The 18885-nt window shown below is 62.5% G+C and carries 19 protein-coding genes and 2 pseudogenes; 14 read left to right on the forward strand and 7 right to left on the reverse strand.

Translation table 11 applies throughout. The features are described from left to right. Positions 1-18 precede the first annotated feature (18 nt). Positions 19-1995, reverse strand: a complete 1977-nt coding sequence (gene acs, locus ACLFKU_RS35660; protein ID WP_410852285.1) for an acetate--CoA ligase — start codon at positions 1993-1995, stop codon at positions 19-21. A 375-nt stretch (positions 1996-2370) separates the two neighbouring features. Between acs and ACLFKU_RS35665 the strand changes: the two genes are divergently transcribed. From ACLFKU_RS35665 to ACLFKU_RS35675, 3 genes are all read left to right on the forward strand, one after another. After that, complete coding sequence (locus ACLFKU_RS35665) at positions 2371-2613, forward strand: hypothetical protein (protein ID WP_410852286.1); 243 nt, start codon at positions 2371-2373, stop codon at positions 2611-2613. Between the two features lie 227 nt (positions 2614-2840). Continuing rightward, positions 2841-3155, forward strand: a complete 315-nt coding sequence (locus tag ACLFKU_RS35670) for a hypothetical protein (RefSeq protein WP_410852287.1) — start codon at positions 2841-2843, stop codon at positions 3153-3155. Positions 3156-3329: 174 nt separating this feature from the next. After that, a complete protein-coding gene (locus tag ACLFKU_RS35675) occupies positions 3330-3764 on the forward strand; it encodes an Hsp20/alpha crystallin family protein (RefSeq protein WP_410852288.1) in 435 nt (144 codons plus the stop codon). Positions 3765-3841: 77 nt separating this feature from the next. Here the strand turns inward: ACLFKU_RS35675 and ACLFKU_RS35680 are convergent. Continuing rightward, positions 3842-4239, reverse strand: a pseudogene (locus tag ACLFKU_RS35680) (nitroreductase family protein); the annotation flags it as partial. Positions 4240-4566: 327 nt separating this feature from the next. On the opposite strand from ACLFKU_RS35680, the gene ACLFKU_RS35685 reads away from it, so the two are divergent. Together ACLFKU_RS35685 and ACLFKU_RS35690 are read left to right on the forward strand one after the other, a co-directional pair. Further along, a complete protein-coding gene (locus ACLFKU_RS35685; RefSeq protein ID WP_410852289.1) occupies positions 4567-5601 on the forward strand; it encodes a chemotaxis protein CheB in 1035 nt (344 codons plus the stop codon). Between the two features lie 123 nt (positions 5602-5724). Continuing rightward, positions 5725-6414: a CBS domain-containing protein gene (locus ACLFKU_RS35690; protein WP_410852290.1), complete on the forward strand. Its 690-nt coding sequence runs from the start codon at positions 5725-5727 to the stop codon at positions 6412-6414. A 210-nt stretch (positions 6415-6624) separates the two neighbouring features. Here ACLFKU_RS35690 and ACLFKU_RS35695 read toward each other — a convergent pair whose 3' ends face one another. Continuing rightward, entirely contained in the window at positions 6625-6978 is a 354-nt protein-coding gene (locus tag ACLFKU_RS35695) for a hypothetical protein (RefSeq protein ID WP_410852291.1), read from the reverse strand. Positions 6979-7355: 377 nt separating this feature from the next. Between ACLFKU_RS35695 and ACLFKU_RS35700 the strand changes: the two genes are divergently transcribed. The 4 genes from ACLFKU_RS35700 (at position 7356) to ACLFKU_RS35715 (ending at position 8737) form a co-directional block, all read left to right on the forward strand. Then, positions 7356-8006 (forward strand): BON domain-containing protein, encoded by a 651-nt coding sequence (locus ACLFKU_RS35700; RefSeq protein ID WP_410852292.1) that lies wholly within the window; start codon positions 7356-7358, stop codon positions 8004-8006. Between the two features lie 65 nt (positions 8007-8071). Beyond that, on the forward strand, positions 8072-8311 hold the full coding sequence (locus ACLFKU_RS35705) for a hypothetical protein (protein ID WP_410852293.1): 240 nt from the start codon (positions 8072-8074) through the stop codon (positions 8309-8311). A 50-nt stretch (positions 8312-8361) separates the two neighbouring features. Further along, positions 8362-8544 (forward strand): hypothetical protein, encoded by a 183-nt coding sequence (locus ACLFKU_RS35710; protein WP_410852302.1) that lies wholly within the window; start codon positions 8362-8364, stop codon positions 8542-8544. Beyond that, the gene (locus tag ACLFKU_RS35715; RefSeq protein WP_410852294.1) at positions 8492-8737 is read left to right on the forward strand and encodes a chaperone modulator CbpM; all 246 of its coding nucleotides are present in this window, start codon (positions 8492-8494) and stop codon (positions 8735-8737) included. The genes ACLFKU_RS35710 and ACLFKU_RS35715 overlap by 53 nt, the downstream gene beginning before the upstream one ends. 203 nt (positions 8738-8940) lie before the next feature. Here ACLFKU_RS35715 and ACLFKU_RS35720 read toward each other — a convergent pair whose 3' ends face one another. The 3 genes and pseudogenes from ACLFKU_RS35720 to ACLFKU_RS35730 form a co-directional block, all read right to left on the reverse strand. Then, positions 8941-10416 (reverse strand): PAS domain-containing protein, encoded by a 1476-nt coding sequence (locus ACLFKU_RS35720; protein ID WP_410852295.1) that lies wholly within the window; start codon positions 10414-10416, stop codon positions 8941-8943. Next, positions 10413-10865, reverse strand: a complete 453-nt coding sequence (locus tag ACLFKU_RS35725; protein ID WP_410852296.1) for a response regulator — start codon at positions 10863-10865, stop codon at positions 10413-10415. Before ACLFKU_RS35725 ends, ACLFKU_RS35720 begins: the two co-directional genes overlap by 4 nt. 21 nt (positions 10866-10886) lie before the next feature. After that, a pseudogene (locus tag ACLFKU_RS35730) lies at positions 10887-11981 on the reverse strand (sensor histidine kinase); the annotation flags it as partial. A gap of 366 nt (positions 11982-12347) precedes the next feature. On the opposite strand from ACLFKU_RS35730, the gene ACLFKU_RS35735 reads away from it, so the two are divergent. The 4 genes from ACLFKU_RS35735 to ACLFKU_RS35750 all read left to right on the forward strand — a co-directional run bounded on the left by ACLFKU_RS35735 (position 12348) and on the right by ACLFKU_RS35750 (position 16983). Further along, positions 12348-12710, forward strand: coding sequence for a hypothetical protein (locus tag ACLFKU_RS35735; protein ID WP_368581655.1), 363 nt, complete (start codon positions 12348-12350; stop codon positions 12708-12710). Between the two features lie 312 nt (positions 12711-13022). Then, a complete protein-coding gene (locus ACLFKU_RS35740; RefSeq protein ID WP_410852297.1) occupies positions 13023-13496 on the forward strand; it encodes a hypothetical protein in 474 nt (157 codons plus the stop codon). 83 nt (positions 13497-13579) lie between these two features. Continuing rightward, positions 13580-15988, forward strand: coding sequence for a phosphoenolpyruvate synthase (gene ppsA, locus ACLFKU_RS35745; RefSeq protein ID WP_410852298.1), 2409 nt, complete (start codon positions 13580-13582; stop codon positions 15986-15988). Positions 15989-16026: 38 nt separating this feature from the next. Then, complete coding sequence (locus tag ACLFKU_RS35750) at positions 16027-16983, forward strand: 1-phosphofructokinase family hexose kinase (protein WP_410852299.1); 957 nt, start codon at positions 16027-16029, stop codon at positions 16981-16983. 140 nt (positions 16984-17123) lie between these two features. Here the strand turns inward: ACLFKU_RS35750 and ACLFKU_RS35755 are convergent, their stop codons facing one another. Beyond that, positions 17124-18368 (reverse strand): hypothetical protein, encoded by a 1245-nt coding sequence (locus tag ACLFKU_RS35755; RefSeq protein WP_410852300.1) that lies wholly within the window; start codon positions 18366-18368, stop codon positions 17124-17126. Between the two features lie 237 nt (positions 18369-18605). On the opposite strand from ACLFKU_RS35755, the gene ACLFKU_RS35760 reads away from it, so the two are divergent. Continuing rightward, on the forward strand, positions 18606-18885 hold a 280-nt coding region (locus ACLFKU_RS35760), incomplete at its 3' end, for a hypothetical protein (protein WP_410852301.1).

Below are 18885 nucleotides of genomic sequence, written 5' to 3' on the forward strand. Positions count from 1 at the left end.
TGAATGGAACTGGGGGGCTTACTCGTGATGTCCGAACTGCAGCAGCACGGCGGGGTTTTCCACGGTGGACATGTCCTGCTCGACCGTTTCTCCCTTCGCGACCGAGCGCAGCAGACGCCGCACGACCTTGCCGGAGCGCGTCTTCGGCATGCTGTCGCCGAAGCGGATTTCCTTCGGCTTGGCGATCGGCCCGATTTCCTTGCCCACCCACGCACGCAACTGCTCCGCGACCTTTTTCGCTTCGGCGCCTTCTGGGCGCGGCCCCTTGAGCACGACGAATGCGACGATCGCTTCGCCGATCGTCTCGTCGGGCCGGCCGACGACCGCGGCCTCCGCCACCAGCGAATGCGCGGCGAGCGCCGATTCGATTTCCATCGTGCCCATGCGGTGGCCCGAAACGTTCAGCACATCGTCGATGCGGCCGGTGATCGTGAAATAGCCGGTCTGCGGATCGCGAATCGCCCCGTCGCCCGCCAGATAAAGTTTGCCGCCCAGGTCCGCGGGGTAGTAGCCACTGCGGAAGCGCTGCGGATTGCCCCAGATGGTGCGCAGCATCGACGGCCATGGCTCCTTGATGACCAGCAGGCCGCCCTGACCGTTCGGCAGGTCGCAGCCGGTTTCGTCGACGATCGCGGCCTCGATGCCGGGCAGCGGCAACGTGCACGATCCGGCGACGAGCGGTGTCGCGCCCGGCAGCGGCGTGATCATGTGGCCGCCCGTTTCGGTTTGCCAGAAGGTGTCGAGCACCGGACAGCGTCCGCCGCCGACTTCGCGCGCAAACCACTCCCACGCGCTCGGATTGATCGGCTCGCCGACGGTGCCGAGCAAACGTAACGAGCCGAGGTCGAAGCGACGCGGATGCACACTGCTGTTCGTCTCGGCGGCCTTGATGAGCGAGCGGATCGCAGTGGGCGCCGTATAGAAGATGCTGACCTTGTGCCGCGCGATCATCTCCCAGAACCGTCCCGCGTCGGGCCACGTCGGCACGCCCTCGAAAATCACCTGGGTCGCGCCGACCGCGGTCGGGCCATAGCAGATGTAGCTGTGACCGGTGATCCAGCCGATGTCGGCCGTGCACCAGTACACGTCGCCGGCGCGCAGGTCGAACGTCCACTTCATCGTGACGGCGGCCCACAGCAGATAGCCCGCCGTGCTGTGCTGCACGCCCTTGGGCGTGCCGGTCGAACCGGACGTGTACAGAACGAACAGCGGATGTTCGGCACCGACCCATTCGGGTTCGCAGGTGTCGGGCTGGGTCGCTTCGAGTTCGTGCAGCCAGCAATCGCGCGGTTCGTCCCACAGGATCGAGCCGCCCGTGCGCCGATAGACGATCACGGTATGGATCGCGTCGGTGCCTGCCATGTTTAGCGCTTCGTCGACGACGGATTTCAAGGGCAGATTCTTGCCGCCGCGCATCTGCTCGTCGGCGGTAATGACGGCGACGGCGCCGACGTCGACCATGCGTTCGTGCAGCGACTTCGCCGAGAAGCCGCCGAACACGACCGAATGAAGCGCACCAATGCGCGCGCAGGCCTGCATCGCGACGACACCTTCGATCGACATCGGCAGATAGATCATCACGCGGTCTCCACACGCGATGCCGCGCGCGCGCAGCCCATTCGCCAGGCGGCACACGCGCGCATGCAGTTGCCGGTACGTGATGGTCGTCACGGTGCCGTCGTCGGCCTCGAAAATGATCGCGGTCTTGTTGGCGTTGCCGTCGTGCAGATGGCGGTCCAGGCAGTTGTACGACGCGTTCAGCAGACCGTCGTCGAACCACTTGAAGAACGGTGCGTTCGATTCGTCGAGCACCTTCGTGAAGGGCCGGTGCCAGCTCAGATGCTCGCGCGCGAGCCGTGCCCAGAAGCCGCTCCGGTCGGTGCGGGCTTCGTTGACGAGCGCTTCGTAGGCGGCCATGCCGTCGATGGCGGTGTCTTTAAGAAGCGGCGGGGCGGCCGTTTCCGGCGTTTGATCGTTGATGGCGACAGTGGACATAGTCTTCTCGCTGACGTGAATGAGTGAACTCGGACAGGTACACCGCGACTGCCGATATCCGACGACCGGCGGCGCGGTGGCGTGCATGACTCGAACAGTGCTTCGGATGTCGCAACCAGTGTGTTGCGCAAAGCAAGGGGCACGATTGACTCAGATCAATCGCGGGTGCGTGACGCGAATTTGTGCGTCTGCGAAGGAGCACGAATCGTGTCGTCCGATGGTCCGACGAGGGTCAGCCGATTCCTACGACCGGTCTCCACGGACTACCCGCGTTTCCGCCGTCGCTGATTTAGATAACGAGCACGGTTGCCAATAATAGATTCGACGGCACGCCGTTTCCACGGCGTCAGAGTCGGCGAAATCGAGGAGGCGGTCATGAAAGACACCATCATTCCCCTGCGGGCACTGGTCGAAAAATGGCTTGCGCCCACCGGCGCGATCCCCGCGCATGTGGTGCGCACCGGCCGCATGGCGATCACTCGCGCGCGTTACGTCAGGCTTGAAGGCGCGATTTCTTCGCGGCCCCTGACGATAGTGTTTTTCCGGCACGGCAATGGTTCGTGGGACGTGTTTCCGCCCGTTGAATGCCTGCCGGCGATGAGCGCGGGGTGTGTTTAAGCGCTGAGCCCTCTCACAGCGGCACCGCTGGCTACGGGAGCGGCATCGCGTCGTGAGATGCTTGGGCACATCAAGAAAATGACCTTTATCCCCCGTCCTTCGTCGCGGTTGACGCAGGTCAATGACTCCGCTTCACGGAGGAACACGATAGGCCTGCGGCGAACGACGCTGTCCACGGACGGTGCCGCGCTCGGTGTCCGGACAATACTCGGAGCGGGAGGGGGAGGATGGGCATCGGGATGCAGATTGTCTATCTCGGCTTCGCTGGCACCGCGCAGCTCGAAGCAGAGGCGGGTGTGCAGCTGGTGCGTCTTGCGCGGTTCGGGGCGCTCGTGTCGAACTGCCATCTGGCGGTTGAGGCGTTGCGCCCGGATCGCGCCAGTCCGCATTTCGACGTGCGTCTCGATTTGGCCACTCCCGCGCACCAACTCAGGTCCATCGCGCATTGCGTCGGCGACAACGCCGAGGCGGCGATCCGCGGCGCGTTCGATCTCGCGGAACAAGAACTCGAAGCGATCGCAGCGCGAGCGCGCAACCACTGACCGACGATGGCTCGACACACGATGTTTCACGCGCCATGCGCTTGATGACGGACGGTGCTGGATCACGAACTGCTGCAAAGGCGAGCGAAGCCGTCGGTGCACTGGACCTGGCTTGACGTGGATCAACGACACAATTGGGCCATTTGATGGTCTGTTTATATGAAGGAGAGCGCAATGAGCAATCTGACGCGTTTTGATCCGTTTTCGACGGATCCTGTTTCGGATCTGTTCCAGGGATTTTTCCGGCCGATGCGCTCGATGCTGACGACACAGGGCACCGAACTCGCATCGATGAAGATCGACGTGACGGAAAACGACGGTGCATATTCGGTGAAAGCCGAACTGCCGGGCGTCGACAAGAAGGATATCGACGTTCAGATCGACGGGCGCGTCGTTTCGATCAACGCGAAGGTCGAGCGCAACAAGGAGGAAAAGGAGGGCGAACACGTGATCCGTCGCGAGCGTTACTCCGGCACGTTCAGCCGCTCGTTCTCGCTCGGCGGCGAGGTCGACGAGGCCAATGCGAAAGCCGAATACAAGGACGGTGTGCTGTCGTTGAGCCTGCCGAAAAAAGCCTCGAGCGAGCACAAGCGCCTGACGGTCAACTAGAAGCCAGCAACCCAGCCTGGACGACGAAGTACGGCGCGCCGTCACTGGCGCGCCTTTTGTTTTGCCGATCAAGAGCCTCAATCCGCGAGAAAGCTGAACTCCGTGCCGAGTGGGCCAACGGTCTGCGCGAGAATCGGCAGTTCGTCTTCGTTCAACCTGAGCGCGTCGGCAAGCTGGCGGTGATTGATCCAGCCCGCACCACGTTGCCGAGCCCAGCGGACGCGCAATACAGCGCGACGTTTTGCGCCATCGCGCCGGCCGCGACGGCGGAAAAGATATCGCGTTGCTGCAACGGCATCTGCAGCAGACGCGACGTGTTGACCACATACACGAGGTCGAGCGGTGCGTCGCCGACGAAGTCCTGATAGCCGGTCAGATTGCGCGCGTCGCTCGCATGCTTGAGCACGAGCCGGTGCGACGCCGGGTCATAGCGATAAACGCCGTTGGGCAGCACCGCGTAGAGCTCGATTTCGTGGGGCGATGCGTTCCCTCGCATGTCGATGCATCGTCTCGAACATTCCGGCGCGTACGCGCCTGCCGTTTGACTTCAGTCAACGCGTCGTGACGCGGCTTGCGCGACGTCCGGCGCATCGCCCGTTACCCCCAGGCAGGTCAAGAGCGCGTGACCGGAGCAATTGGCCGGTGCGGAGCAGTGAAAAACGGACAGCTCTGTGCCCTCAGCGCAGATCGCGATAGTCGTGGGACATCAGCATGAGCGCCGCCACTGCCGGCTTGACGCAAATCAACAACGGTCTGGCATCACGCAGCGATCATGGGGTTCTATTCGAACCGAAGGCTAATCATGAGCGGCCGGATCTTTGTGATAGGCGCATCACACGGCGGAATCGACGCGTTGCAACAACTGGTGAGACAGTTACCCGCCAGCTTCCCGGCGCCAGTGTTCATCGTCCAGCACATCGGCGCCGCTAGCCCGAGCATGCTGCCGGTCATTCTGGGCAAGGCAGCACGCCTGCCGGTGACCCAGCCGCACAATCTCGAAATCTTTGAGAAGGGGCGCATTTATGTCGCTCCTCCCGATCACCATATGCTTGTCCGGCAAGGCTATCTTCGCCTGTCGCAAGGACCACGGGAAAATCACTGCCGCCCGGCGATCGACCCGCTGTTTCGCTCCGCCTCCAACGTGTATGGGCCGGCCGTCGTCGGCGTGGTGTTGACCGGACATCTCGACGATGGCACGGCCGGTTTGATGGCCATCAAGGATCGGGGTGGAATCGCGGTCGTGCAGGAGCCATCGGAGGCGCTTGCGCCGTCGATGCCGCGAAGCGGGCTCGCACATGTCTGCATCGATCACTGCTGCAAGCTCGGGGAGATGGGAGAGCTGTTCGTGAGGCTCGCCAACGACGATCCGGACACGCCCGTGTCGGGCGACTATGACGAGCTCATCCGGATCGAGACTCGCATCGCGGAGGGCATCCTCGACACCGCGGACTGGGCGCTCTTCGAGCGCATGAGCGCGCCGTCCGGCCTGAACTGTCCTGAGTGCACGAGCGCGCTATTCGAACTGCGCGATCGACGGATGATGCGGTTCAGGTGCCGTGCGGGCCACGCATTTTCCGCGCTTTGTCTTCTTGGCGAACAGCAGCGATCGCGCGACAACCATCTGGCCGCGCTGTTCGGTTTGCTCAACGAAGAAGCCGCGCTCGCACGACGCCTGCTGAACGCTCCGTTGGCGCAACGCATTGACACCGACGTAGCGCTGCACGAACGAATCGGCGGAGCGGAACGGGAAGCCACGCAGGTGTGGCAATGGCTTTGCGCATCTGAGCGCGGCGCTTCTCCGCCTGACGGCCAACCCGGGTCCGCGTCGGCACGCTAACGCAAGACCGTCCAGAGCGCTGCTCAACGCACGGTCGCTTGATTTCGGTCAACTCCTGCAAGCCGAATCGGACCAAACATTGTCCCGTCTTGCCCCAACTCGCCACTCGATATGGAGATCACCATGCAAGCCTCGGACATCATGACGACCCAGGTCGTTTCAATTGCACCGGACAGCTCGGTCTATGACGCGGCCAAGCTGCTTGCCGACAACAGGATCAGCGGCCTGCCGGTCGTCGATGACGCGGGCAGCGTGATTGGCATCGTCAGCGAGGGCGATCTGCTCCGGCGTGTCGAAATGGGCACCGAAACGCCGCGTCGGTCATGGCTCGCGGAGTTCCTCGCGCCCACGCGTCAGCTTGCGGTCGAGTATCTGAAAGAGCGTTCGATTCAGGTGAGCGACGTGATGAGCGCGCCCGCTGTCACAGTCGAAGAATCCGCGCCGCTTACCGAGGTCGCCGCATTGCTCGGGCGCAAGCACATCAAGCGGCTACCGGTGTTACGCAAAGGCAAGCTCGTCGGCATCGTCAGCAGGGCCAGTCTGGTGCGCGCGCTAGCGAGCTGTGCGCCCGCGCAGCTCGATGCACAACCGTCGGACGAGCAGATCCGCGGCGCGATTACGAAAGAACTCGATGGGCACCGCTGGGCGATCGCAGCCGACAACCTGATAGTCATGGAAGGGGTCGCTCATTGCTGGGGAGTGGTGCGATCCGAGGAAGAGCGTCAGGCGATCCTCGCCGCCGCAGCCCGCGCGCCAGGCGTGAAAGCCGTGAAGGATCATCTGGAGTATCCCGACGCCTTTGCGCCGATGTGACAGGGGCGGTGCAAAAAACCGTTGCGCACCGTATCTCGAGCCGACGCGCCGCATGCGTGTGTTGGCAAGAGCGCCCGGTTCTTCTGACGCTGGAGCGTCGCTGGCGCGCCGATCGCCGGGACGGACAGGGCGGCCGAGACAGAAGTCCGTCGTCGCACGCAGGCAGCCGACGTATGAGCTGCTGCTGTCGGCGATGGCGGGCTGGCCCGCTCAACCGATCCGCTCGCGACGCTGCAAGCGGGCGCCGCGGCCCATGCCGCGCAACGGATAATGGGCCAGGGCTTGCGCTTGTAGCTCACCGGACGGACTGTTTTTGAGGGAGGGGGCCATCATCCGCGCGGACCTGCCGCGTACCGGGCCGAGCGTCGTGTTACGCCGCGGGCCGCGCACCCGCGGCGCCGGCGCGTTGACGCGCAGCTTCGCTGCAGCAGGGTGCCACGGTAGCTGCAGCTGAGCGTCGCAAAGCAGGCGACCTGGTTCCGACTGGTGATCGGCAGCGTGGCGGAGCAGATTATGCGCTTCGCGCGGTGTCCAGTGTTGCTGATTCGCGAAGAGGACAAGCACGAAACCGTCGCCGGATAGTTTGGCAGGGCGGGCGCGCAACAGCAGTTAGCGCCACGCGCACGACGATCACGTTGCGCCTTTCCGGGGCCAGCCGTGATCTTTTCGGGTTCGGGAAGCGCGTTGACGGCGTTGTCAGGCCGGATCAGGCGCATCGAGCAGGAAGGCCGGCGCATTCAGTGCGATCAATTGGAGCGTCATGCTTCGGCGAGCTTGCAGGAAAGGAGCACAGCAGTGGAAAGGTTTCGGATCAGATTTCGACGACGAACTCGCGCACCGTTGATCTGCGTCAGAATCCTTACGCTGCCGCAGGACGAACCTGTGTCATGACAACGTGAGCCACGTTGCGTCGAAGACTATGCACCCCGAAGAGACTCGTGATGAAAACCGACAGCCAACTGAAGCGTGAAGTCGAGGACGAACTCGATTGGGATCCAGCCGTCACTGCGACAGATATCGGTGTCGAAGTGACAAACCGTGTCGTGACGCTTTCCGGTCATCCACCGAGCTTCGCAGAGAAACTCGCGGCCGAGAAAGCCGCGCAACGCGTCGCCGGTGTCAAGGCCGTGGTCGTCGAAATGCAGGTCCGGTTGCCGAAGCACCACGAACACGGCGACGAAGAACTGGCCAACGCCGTCCGCGCGATTCTGCACTGGAGCGTCGTCGTGCCTGACGATTCGGTAAAGGTCCAGGTGGAAAAGGGCTGGGTCACGTTGACTGGCTCGGTGGATTGGGCCTATCAGCGCCAGATCGTCGCGCGTGCAGTTGGTCATATGCGTGGCCTGCGCGGCATGACCAACGCTATCGAAGTGCGCAGCCGGGCCGTGTCCGAGGACATCGTCGGCAAGATCGCCGCAGCGATGCAGCGTCACGCGCAGCGCGAAGTCAAGCACATCGGCATCCACGTCAAGGATGGTACGGTCACGCTGACCGGCAAAGTTGGATCGTGCGCGGAACGCGCGGTCGCGCGTGGTGTGGCATGGAGCGCGCCCGGCGTGCGCGCGGTCGTCGACGATCTGGTTGTCGAATGACCTGTGGCCAGTCGCGGCGCGCTCGCGTGATCAGGATTCGCTCGTCAAAACTCAAGGAGTCTTCGATGACCCTATCGGCAAACGAGCAGCAAGGCACTTGGTCCGTGAGCGTCCAGACGGATGCGGCGCACGACGGCGGCTTCCAATCGACCATCCATGTACGGCATGCGTCGCCGGACGGCGACTTCGAACATAGCTTCCACCACGCGAAAATCTTCGCCAGTGAGCGCGAAGCGGTGCTCGAAGGGCTGCGCGAAGGCATGACCTGGATCGCGTTGAAGACCACGCGGACGATCGCCGTGTAGCGCATGGGTCGACGGCCAGACCGGTGCGCCGCGCGCCGCGCAAAGCGTTTATGCACATCAACCGCAAACGCGGTTCACGAGTGATGGGGGTACGGTTCGCGCTGAATTTCTTCCTCGTCCGTGCGCTGTTCATCCTGTCCGGCTTTGCAGTGATTTCCTTCCCGATTCACGCTGATCGACATGAGTCGGATAACTGGCGCATCGGCAGCAGAAATCAGCCTTTGGGTTGCTGAAGGCGTTTTCGAGCCGAAAGGCGCCGGCCCACGGGATTGGCGGTTCAGCGGCGCTTCGCTGTGTCGTGCGCGAACGGCTTTCCGGCTGGCTCGAGATCTTCAGATCAACGCTCCGGGCATCGCGCTCGCGCTCGATCTGCTCGACGAAATCAAGGCGCTGAAGACAAACCCTAAACATTCGACAGGCGATTGAACTGGGCCTGTCAGTCAGCGCTGTCCGCAATCTGCCTCGATGCGCGCTGCGCTGATATCGGGAATGCTCGCGAGTTTCTCGATTCGCGTTCATCACGTCGCGGATGCTGTCCGACGCGAATTGTTCTGTCGTCGTGTGAGCATGCGACGCGCCACAATTGCGTCCCTAAGCCATGCAGAGACTCTGTTCGAACACGACGTCCGTCAATTTCTTCCACTGCGGGCTTCAATGGTGTCGAGCGGCAACGAGACCGTGATCGCAAAGCCCTGATCCGGCGCCGTGCGGATCTGCAGGTCACCGCGAAGGGCCCACGCGCGCTCGCGGATTCCCAGCAGGCCGAACGAGTCCGCTGCGGGCCGTTGGTCCGGCGCGCTGCCGCAGCCGTTGTCTGCAATGTGAACGACGCAATGCGGTTCCTTGCGCAGGATTTCAAGCACCACTTCGGTCGCTCGCGCATGCCGGGCGACGTTCGTCAGTGCTTCCTGAACGATCCGGAACACGGCTGTGGCGCTGTCGTCGTTGAAAGCGATGTTGTCGGCAATGCGACGCGAGACGCGCACGCCATGCCGCTCCGAAAACCGGTTGACGAGCCATTCGAGGGCTGGGATCAGGCCCAGATCGTCGAGCATCGCCGGCCGCAGATCGGTGGCGATGCGCCTTACTGACACGACCAGCTGATCGATGAGTCTATAGACGTTGGCGAGGTCGGCCGCGCCTGCCGGGCTATCGCTACGCGTGATCGACGCATCGAGCCTCGCGCACGCAATCTTCAGCGCGACGAGCTGCTGGCCGAAATCGTCATGCAATTCGCGCGCGATCCGGGCTTTTTCGTCCTCGCGCGCCTGCTGGATGCCTGCCGACAGTCGCTGGAGTTCTTCGCGGGAGGCACGCAGGGCCTCCTCGGCGAGCCTGCGTTCCGTGACATCGATGATCCAGCCCAGCATGCGATAGGGTTGCCCGAACTGATTCCACAACGCCTGCCCGCGCGCATGGACCCAGCAGTATTCACCGGACTTTGTCCGCATGCGATATTCGACGTCGTAGGGGCGCATCTGTTCGAGATGCGCGGCGAGGCAGGTGTTGACGCGTCCGCGGTCGGCAGGATGAATGGCGTCGAGAACCGTCCCGGAATCGTCGGGAAACTCATCTGGCTCATAGCCGAGGATTTTCTTGAAATAGGGGGAAAGCCAGGTTGCACCGGATTGCGGATCCCAGTCCCATAGCCCCGCGCTTGCACCGCTGACGGCCAACTGAAAGCGCTCTTCGCTCTCCTCCAGCGCATGCGCGATGCGATGGCGCTCGATCGCGTAGCGGATCGCGCGGCTCAGTGCCGACGGGTCGATGTCACGCTTGGCCAGATAGTCTTGCGCGCCGTACTGGATTGCCAGAAGGCCAACCGACTTGTCGTCGAGGCCGGTGAATACCAGCACGGGCAACTCCGGCACCCGATCGCGAAAGGTCCTGAACGTGGAGATTCCGTGCGCGTCGGGCAAACCCAGATCGAGAAGTACGATGTCGAAGCGAATGGCCACACAGCGAGAAATGGCGTCCGCAAGACGTTCCACATGCACGAGGTCGTGCTGGAAATCGTCCACATCGGCAAGCGCCTCCCCGATCAAAAGGGCATCGGTCGGACTATCTTCGACAAGAAGAATTCGCAGATGCTGGGGCGTATTCATGGCTTGGCCGGCGGCAATGTCACGACGCTGAACCAGAAGTCGTTGATTCGGCGCAGGACATCGACGAACATCGTAAAGTCGACTGGCTTGGTGACGTAGCAATTGGCATGTAATCCGTACGTTTTTGCAACGTCTTCCTCCGATCTCGACGTGGTGAGCACGATGACGGGAATACTCATCAGATCGGGATCGGCTTTCAGTTCCTCAAGGACTTCCCGGCCGCTCTTTTTCGGCAGATTGAGATCGAGAATGATCAGGCCGGGACGGGGCGCGTCGTGATGCCGACCGCTGCGGTGCAGGAAATCCATGGCTTCGGCGCCGTCCTGCACGACGTGCAACGGATTGAGCACCTCCTGGTCCTCGAGCGCTTCGCGCGTCATCAACACGTCGGTAGGACTGTCTTCGACCAGAAGGATGTGTACGGGATTGCTCGTAACCTGTGACTGCATTGGCGTCTCCTCGGGCGGACATTACGTTCGAGCGCCGCCATCCAACTTCGCATTCAGCGTGAAAAAGAAGGTCGATCCGCCGTCTGGCCCGGATTCCACCCAGATGCGGCCGCCATGCTGTTCGACGATACGCTTGCATAGCGCGAGGCCGATTCCCGTGCCGGGGTATTCGGCACGCGAATGCAGGCGCTGGAAAATCATGAAAATGCGTTCGAAGTATTGCGACTCGATACCTATTCCGTTGTCCTTGACCGAGACGATCCATTCGTCTCCTTCACGGCGGGCGCCGATGTCGATCCGTACCGGTTGATCGAGTCGCCGGAATTTGATCGCGTTGCCGATGAGGTTCTGGAACAGCAGAGCGAGTTGCGTCGGAATGCCCATGACCACGGGGAGCGCATCGCGATTGATCTGCGCGTGAGATTCCTGCAGCACGACGCTCAGACTTTTGAGCGCCTGGTCGAGAGCCGTTGTGCAGTTGACCAGTTCCTGGGTGGCGCCTGACCTTCCGACGCGCGAGTACGCAAGCAGATCCTCGATGAGCTTCTGCATGCGCGTCGCACCATCTACCGCATGTGCGATGAATTCGTCCGCGCGGGCATCCAGTTGCCCGTGATAGCGGCGCTGTAGCAGCTGAAGAGGCCCGGCGACGGCGCGCAACGGCTCCTGAAGGTCGTGCGACGCGACGTAGGCGAATTGCTCGAGATCATGGTTGGAACGCGCGAGTTCTTCGGTACGCCTGATAAGTTCCTGCTCGGCGCGCTTGCGTTCCGTAATATCGACGATCGCGGCCAGCACAAAGACTTCCTCCGGGGTCGTGACCGGATTGAGTCCGATCTCCACAAGGACTTCGGAGCCGTCCTTTCTGAGCGCGAAAAGATCGCGTCCGGTGCCCATCGGCCTGCTGCTGAGGTTGCCGTAGAACATGCGGCGATACTGAGGATGCGCCGAACGAAAACGCTCGGGCACGAGCATATCGACGCTATGGCCGACCAGTTCGTCTCGCAGATAACCAAACATCTTCTCCGCCTGCGCGTTGACGAGCACAATCCGGCCGTCCCGGTCCGCCATCACCATCGCGTTGGGGGCCGCTTCGACGACCTGGCGGAATAGCTCGTGCGTGGGGCTGTTCAATTGCTTGGACGATTCCATTCGATCTCCGGCTGTGCGAAGAGTACCGCCGACGAGCAACAAAGCTCATTCACTTTATAGCATCTATTACCCGCCTGGACGGGCAGGGAATGCAATTCTTGCGCCCGAATCGCAACATTGAATTAACCGTTCAGGTAGTACTGGTAAATCGCCGATCAGCTTGCACGAAAGCACCGGCTCGTTGACGTGATCCGGTTGACGTGCGTCAACGGGGCCCGGAGCGAGACGTCTAAATTGCTTCATATCGCGACACACTTTATGTGCGCCCAGCGCTCTTTGCGCGGAAGGGGTTTGTTGCGACGAGCCGCAAAAAGATGGGGGAGCACTGCCATGGCGAAGAAACTTGAACGACGTGACAAGCGCCGGCTTGCCGGTTGTGATTCGAACTGCGAGGCCGAGTCGGCGTGTAGCGGCAGGAACAGGCGCTGTCATCGTATCAACGCCCGCTCGCGCAACGCGTCGCTCGCGCGGAGCGGCGCCGCGCTCACGGATGTGCCCCGCGTCGAAGTCGTGTTCTACAAGGAGATCCTCGACCACCGCGGCTTTCCACATCACTGCGAGGTCATGCGCGTCTGCTATGACGGCGCCGCGCAGGAGGCTGCGATTTCCGGCGCCATTCATCGTTTCGAAAGACTGCAACGCGTGACGACGTGGAAGGTCGCGGCCGACGGCTATGAAGTCGTTACACACTGACACGTTGCGGTTTGCCGGAATGGACTTCTGCGGTCTTGATCTCGCGTGCGGTTCGAAATCAGGCAGCGGTCAGCGGCATCGGAACAGTCCTGCTCGAATCTCTGATGTGCGGGCACACCGCGTCGAGTTGTGTAGCGTGGGTCATCACGATGGCTCGTTGCGCGTCGTTCCGCCTTGCGCGATTGACCCACATCAATGAGCCATGCGCGGGACCGCCTACAGTGAGCCTGAATGGATGCAGCGATGCGACCGACAGCTGCATGACATAGCTTCCGATTGTCGGAGATCGATACGGTCGCGTTGGAGAATCGCATGAACTGGCTTGCAGGGTTTTTTTCGCAGAAAACAGCATCGTTGGCTCTGTCGATGTGGGCCTACCCGCCACTGATTCTCGGACCGGAAGGGCCGGCCCCTCAGCAGATACACACTCTTCCGTATCCCGGCGCGACGCTCGTGTTCACGCCAGGTGAGCGGGTCGAACGGGGCGGTCTCGAGTACGAGATTCCCGCGCGGTTCGATTTGGGCCGCGCCTCCGGAGCGCGTGGGATCGACCTCGACCGCCCGTTCCAGACGTCGCAGTTCTTTCGCTCCGTGACGATCTTCGCGCCATCTCGCTACAACCGCGATTTTCTGATCACGGTGAACGATGAGTTCGCTTTCGTGCCGGTCTTCTCGTCGGATGGCGCCCCAGGGTTCTCGGGCACGTGCTTCGAATGCGGCGGCGAATCGGCGAGGCAGGCGCAAATGCAGCTGCCGTGGACTTTCCAGGGCTATATCAGCATCTAGTAAGAGCCCTGCTGCGGCCGGGACGTCGCGCCGCGCACGCGCGCGCCCACGGCGCGGCAAATGGTCGGGGCAAGGAGCACAACATGGATCAAGCTGTCGCGCAGGTGATCTGGTTCGAGGACTTGCGACGCGAGGACGTCGCAAGCGTTGGAGGCAAGAACGCGTCGCTTGGGGAACTATTGTCCCAGCTGGACGGGCATGGCGTTCGGGTTCCGCCGGGATTCGCGACCACGGCGCAGGCCTATTGGCGCTTTATCGACGCCAATCGTCTGCGTGAGCAAATTTCGGCGCGTCTCGAGGACCTCGCGCAAGGGCGCCTCACGCTCGCCGAAGCCGGGGAGGCGATCCGCGCGGCCATCGTGCATGGCGACTGGCCGACCGAACTCGCGCAGGCCGTCTGTGCCGCATATCGAACGCTCGGCGAGCGCAGCGGCGGCGCTGACGCTGACGTCGCGGTACGTTCGAGCGCCACAGCCGAGGATCTTCCCGACGCGAGCTTTGCCGGCCAGCAGGAAACTTTTCTCAACGTGCGCGGCGAGCGGGCGCTGCTCGATGCCTGCCGGCGCTGCTACGCGTCGCTGTTTACCGACCGGGCCATCGCGTATCGAACGGCGAAGGGCTTCGACCATTTGCAGGTTGCACTGTCGATCGGCGTGCAACGGATGGTGCGCTCGGATCTCGGCGGCGCGGGCGTGATGTTTACGATCGACACAGAGACCGGGTTCGACAAGATTGTGCTGATCAATGCGGCCTGGGGCCTTGGCGAGAACGTCGTGCAGGGCGCGGTCGATCCGGACGAGTACGAGGTGTTCAAGCCGCTGCTGGCTGAACGCGGGTATTCACCGATCGTCGGCAAAAAGCGCGGGGAGAAGGCCCGCAAGATGATCTACGCGAAAAACGGACCTCATCCGACGAAGAACGTGCCGACCTCCAAAGCCGAGCGCGCCGCATTCGTGCTTGACGATGCCGAGATCCTGTCCCTGTCGCGCTCGGCCTGCGCGATCGAGGCTCACTACGGGCGGCCGATGGACATCGAATGGGCGAAAGACGGCGCGACCGGTGAGATGTTCATCGTGCAGGCGCGTCCCGAAACGGTGCAGTCGCGCCGGGAAGCGAGTTCGGTCAGGAACTACCGGCTGCGCGAGGCGGGGCGCCGTCTTTTGCGCGGCGTCAGCGTGGGTGAAGCGATCGCGGCCGGCGCGGTTTGCGTGATCGAGCATCCGAGCGACATGCACCGTTTCGTCGACGGCGCGGTTCTCGTGACGCCCACCACCGACCCCGACTGGGTGCCGGTGATGCGTCGCGCCGCCGCGATCATCACGGACCACGGCGGGCGCACTTCGCACGCGGCCATCGTGAGCCGGGAACTGGGGCTGCCCGCGATCGTCGGTACCGGCAACGCCACGCATCTGCTGCACGACGAACAGGAAGTGACGGTGTCGTGCGCGGAAGGCGACGAAGGTTTCGTATACGAGGGCACGGCCGCGTTCGACGTGGAGGAGATCGATTTCCGATCGATCCCGCAAACGCGCACCCACGTGATGCTCAATCTGGCCAATCCCGCGGCCGCCTTCCGTTGGTGGCGCTTGCCGGCTGACGGCGTCGGTCTCGTGCGCATGGAGTTCGTCGTAAGCAACGACATCAAGATTCATCCGATGGCGCTCGTGCGATTTGATGAGCTCGCGGACGCGACCGCGAAGCAGCGCATCGAGGAACTGACGGCAGGGTACCCGGACAAGGCGGAGTATTTCGTGGATCGGCTTGCGCGTGGACTCGGCCGCATTGCCGCGGTCCAGTACCCGCGGCCGGCGATCATACGCATGAGCGACTTCAAGACCAACGAATACGCGCATCTGATCGGCGGCCAGGCGTTCGAGCCGCACGAGGAAAATCCGATGCTGGGGTTCCGTGGCGCTTCGCGCTATTACTCGCCAAGCTATCGCGAAGGTTTTGCATTGGAGTGCAGGGCGATCCGGCGGCTGCGTGAAGAAATGGGGCTGCGTAACGTCGTGGTGATGATTCCGTTCTGTCGCACGGTTTGCGAAGCCGATCAGGTGCTCGAAGTCATGGCGCAGAATGGCTTGCGGCGCGGGCAGGACGGACTGCAGGTATACGTGATGTGCGAGGTTCCGTCGAACGTGATTCTTGCGCGCCAATTCGCGCAGCGTTTCGACGGCTTTTCGATCGGCAGCAACGATCTCACGCAATTGACGCTCGGTGTCGATCGTGACTCGGCGGAGCTGGCGCCACTGTTCGACGAGCAGGACGAAGCCGTCGAATGGATGATCCGTCGGGTGATCGACGACGCGCATCGGGCAGGCGCGAAGGTTGGTCTGTGCGGTCAGGCGCCGAGCGATCACCCGGAATTCGCGGTGTTTCTCGTCGACTGTGCGATCGATTCGATGTCGGTGAGCCCGGACAGCTTCATTGCGGTCAAGCGCGCAGTGGCAAGTGCGGAAGCTCGCGTGGCTTCGCCGGCGGCGACGGCCTGAACGGGTTGAAGACGCCCCGGCGCGACCGGAGATGCCAGATGCCCGAGATCCTCACTCTGACACTGAACCCAGCGGTCGACGTCGCGACCTCGGTCGATAGAATCGTCGACACGCGCAAGCTTCGTTGCAGCGCGGCGCGGCGAGATCCTGGCGGCGGTGGGATCAACGTCGCGCGCGTGATACATCGGCTAGGTGGCGACTGCGAGGCGCTCTATATGGCGGGCGGTCCGCCTGGCCTGACGCTGAGCGCGATGATCGAAGCGGAAGGGGTGCACGCCACTTGTATCGGCATCGCCGGCGAGACCCGTGAAAGCTTCTGCGTCCGGGAGACCTCGTCCGGGCGCGAGTTCCGCTTCGTGTTACCCGGGCCCGTGCTCGCCGAGGCGGAATGGCAGGCCTGCCTGCGGCACATCGGTGAGCTCGCCGTAGTGCCACGCTACCTCGTACTCAGCGGCAGCGTGCCGCCGGGCGTCCCCGACGACATCTACGCCCGCGTCGCAAGGATTGCACGGGAACACGACACCCGCGTCGTGCTCGACACCTCCGGGGCGCCGCTTGCCGCGGCGCTGGCGGCTGGGGTTTTTCTGGTCAAACCGAGCCTGTCGGAACTTTGCACGTTGGCAGGCCGCGAGCTCGAAGACGATGGGCAGCGGCTCGCCGCCGCACGCAAGGTCGTGCGTGACGGCGGCGCGGCGATCGTCGCGCTCACGCTCGGCGAACACGGGGCACTCGTCGTCACTGCGGATCGTGCGCTGCGCGTGCCTGGAGTTGCGGTACCGGTTTCGAGTTCGATCGGCGCGGGAGATAGCTTCCTCGCCGCAATGGTTTGGTCACTCAATCGCGGCATGACGTTTGACGAAACCTTGCGCTATGCGGTGGCGGCCGCTTCGGCGTCGTTGCTCACTGAGGGAACCCGCCTGTGCGAGCGGGAGCAGTTGGGGCGGATTTACCGCGAGCTCGAGCTCGCGGGTGCGGATATCGTCTCCTTGGCTTGACGCCCGATTCCCGCGGACGAACGACGGACGCTTGGACCGCGATTCGTTTGACGCGAATCGATCAGACTGCGTGGCGACTCCCGGGTTTCCAGTTGGCTCTGCAGGATCTTTGGCGGTCATTGCGCAAAGCAGGGCAACTTCTAGAACACCAGGCCGAACAGTCTTTTCACCAGATCTTCCAACGACATCATCGTCAGGGCCAACGGCACGATCGGCACAAGTACCGCGGCTGCGAGGCGAAGGATGGCTTCCTTGGTAATGGGAGCGATACGCATGGTTCGGACCACGTCGAAACTGTTGGCGAGGTCCGCAAGCGATTGAATGTCACCGCTGCCCACCAACGCCTCACCGCCAGACGAGCCGCCCCGCAGCCACTTGGCGTCGAATTCACGCACGTACTGTTCGGCCAGAGCACCGTATTCACTCAGGCCTGTTCGCTTCGCCTGGGCCAGTTGAGGCGCGAACACCAGTAAGGGACCGAAGACCAGACACAACAGGAAGAGAACCATCGATGCAGTCTCGACCTTGAATTCCGTGAGGGCGGCCCCGGCGAAGAAAATGCGGTTCGCGAACTGGGCCGCAAGCATCGCGCCGTGCGCGGCCAGCAGGGCCATGAACGCATAGACGGTGTTGGCGAGAAATCCCAGACCGCCGACGCGATCAGGATGAGTGGGAACAAGGCTCAGTTCGATGCGCGACACCTGCCAGAGAAACCGTGCCCAGATAAAGATCCGGAAATACCAGCGGATCAACAGGAACTGAAACAGTGGGACGCTCACAAAGGCATACCAGAATCCAGCGAGCGAAAGCGTCAAGCCATTGGCAGTGGGTACTGCGTACCACGTCGACGTCGTTTGCAATGCGATGTATTGGCGCCACACCACAAGGACACCCACACCGTACACAAGAGCGATCAGCATCAGTTCGGCGGCCACAGAATTGCGCAGACGGAATGCCGACCTGACAGCTTCATCGAACCGCGCGACGGACGCTTCCGGAATGATCTTGCGTTCGAGGAAGGCCTGCGCGATCGGGCGCAGCCGCCGATGCACAACCAGCTCGGCGATGATCAAAAGGGGCACTGCGACGAGGAAGCGGATGTGAACTTCCAGGTCCAGCAGGAACGGTAGCGCCACACGGTTGCCTAGCAAATGCCCGCCCACAGCAGCGAGCATCAGTAGCGGCAGCCAGGCCAACAGCGAGATGACGAGAACCCGCTGGCGCACCAACGCCAGCGCATCGTCGGCCATGTGCGTGCGGCGCAAAAGCTGATAGAGCGGGCCGCCCAGAACCAGTGAGAAACTCTGCGTGTCCTGCAGGATTTCCTCGGCGGTCGGCGCATTACGTTCCGTTCTTTCAGGCCCAAGATGCAGGTAGCGATTCATGATTTGGCGCCTCATCCACGTTGTCGCGTACTCTCTCTCGACTTGGGATTCATCGTAGAACCGCACGGCCCGCGCATATTGATCCAGGTCATGCTTGCATGTTCGCGCACCGGTGCTAGCTGGGCGCACTGAAATTCATTCCCGTCCGAGAGAGGGTACGCGACAGCTTGTATGACCCAGATCAAATGACGACGGGATGCGTGGCGTACGGTAGGCGAAAGACCGCCGGAGCGCATGATGTACTCGATCAAACCTTTCTTCGTTGAGATTTTTCCCGAACGTGTAGATGGATGGACGGCGGAGGCGCGCTTTTCTCGTCAAGGCGACTACGCGAAACCAATCAAAGTGCCGAAGGTCCGTTTCTTTCTCCGGGCGGTCAAGCCAACCAAGGGCTACGCTGAACAAGCAGCTGAATTTGCGACGTGTCGGCGATGTAGAGGTGTTCAGGTCGTGAAGCCGACCGTCATCCTTTGGTTTTTGGCCCTTGCGGGCATTGCACGCGGGCGTTTTGCCCGCT

The sequence above is a fragment of the Paraburkholderia sp. EG304 genome (assembly GCF_046543485.1).
GTDB classification, from domain to species: Bacteria; Pseudomonadota; Gammaproteobacteria; order Burkholderiales; family Burkholderiaceae; genus Paraburkholderia; species Paraburkholderia youngii.

What these genes read in the sequence shown, in the direction of transcription:
- acs (WP_410852285.1), bottom strand. Translation starts at nt 1,995, where the DNA reads ATGTCCACTGTCGCCATCAACGATCAAACGCCGGAAACGGCCGCCCCG.
- ACLFKU_RS35665 (WP_410852286.1), top strand. Translation starts at nt 2,371, where the DNA reads ATGAAAGACACCATCATTCCCCTGCGGGCACTGGTCGAAAAATGGCTT.
- ACLFKU_RS35670 (WP_410852287.1), top strand. Translation starts at nt 2,841, where the DNA reads ATGGGCATCGGGATGCAGATTGTCTATCTCGGCTTCGCTGGCACCGCG.
- ACLFKU_RS35675 (WP_410852288.1), top strand. Translation starts at nt 3,330, where the DNA reads ATGAGCAATCTGACGCGTTTTGATCCGTTTTCGACGGATCCTGTTTCG.
- ACLFKU_RS35685 (WP_410852289.1), top strand. Translation starts at nt 4,567, where the DNA reads ATGAGCGGCCGGATCTTTGTGATAGGCGCATCACACGGCGGAATCGAC.
- ACLFKU_RS35690 (WP_410852290.1), top strand. Translation starts at nt 5,725, where the DNA reads ATGCAAGCCTCGGACATCATGACGACCCAGGTCGTTTCAATTGCACCG.
- ACLFKU_RS35700 (WP_410852292.1), top strand. Translation starts at nt 7,356, where the DNA reads ATGAAAACCGACAGCCAACTGAAGCGTGAAGTCGAGGACGAACTCGAT.
- ACLFKU_RS35705 (WP_410852293.1), top strand. Translation starts at nt 8,072, where the DNA reads ATGACCCTATCGGCAAACGAGCAGCAAGGCACTTGGTCCGTGAGCGTC.
- ACLFKU_RS35710 (WP_410852302.1), top strand. Translation starts at nt 8,362, where the DNA reads ATGCACATCAACCGCAAACGCGGTTCACGAGTGATGGGGGTACGGTTC.
- ACLFKU_RS35715 (WP_410852294.1), top strand. Translation starts at nt 8,492, where the DNA reads ATGAGTCGGATAACTGGCGCATCGGCAGCAGAAATCAGCCTTTGGGTT.
- ACLFKU_RS35720 (WP_410852295.1), bottom strand. Translation starts at nt 10,416, where the DNA reads ATGAATACGCCCCAGCATCTGCGAATTCTTCTTGTCGAAGATAGTCCG.
- ACLFKU_RS35725 (WP_410852296.1), bottom strand. Translation starts at nt 10,865, where the DNA reads ATGCAGTCACAGGTTACGAGCAATCCCGTACACATCCTTCTGGTCGAA.
- ACLFKU_RS35735 (WP_368581655.1), top strand. Translation starts at nt 12,348, where the DNA reads ATGGCGAAGAAACTTGAACGACGTGACAAGCGCCGGCTTGCCGGTTGT.
- ACLFKU_RS35740 (WP_410852297.1), top strand. Translation starts at nt 13,023, where the DNA reads ATGAACTGGCTTGCAGGGTTTTTTTCGCAGAAAACAGCATCGTTGGCT.
- ppsA (WP_410852298.1), top strand. Translation starts at nt 13,580, where the DNA reads ATGGATCAAGCTGTCGCGCAGGTGATCTGGTTCGAGGACTTGCGACGC.
- ACLFKU_RS35750 (WP_410852299.1), top strand. Translation starts at nt 16,027, where the DNA reads ATGCCCGAGATCCTCACTCTGACACTGAACCCAGCGGTCGACGTCGCG.
- ACLFKU_RS35755 (WP_410852300.1), bottom strand. Translation starts at nt 18,368, where the DNA reads ATGAATCGCTACCTGCATCTTGGGCCTGAAAGAACGGAACGTAATGCG.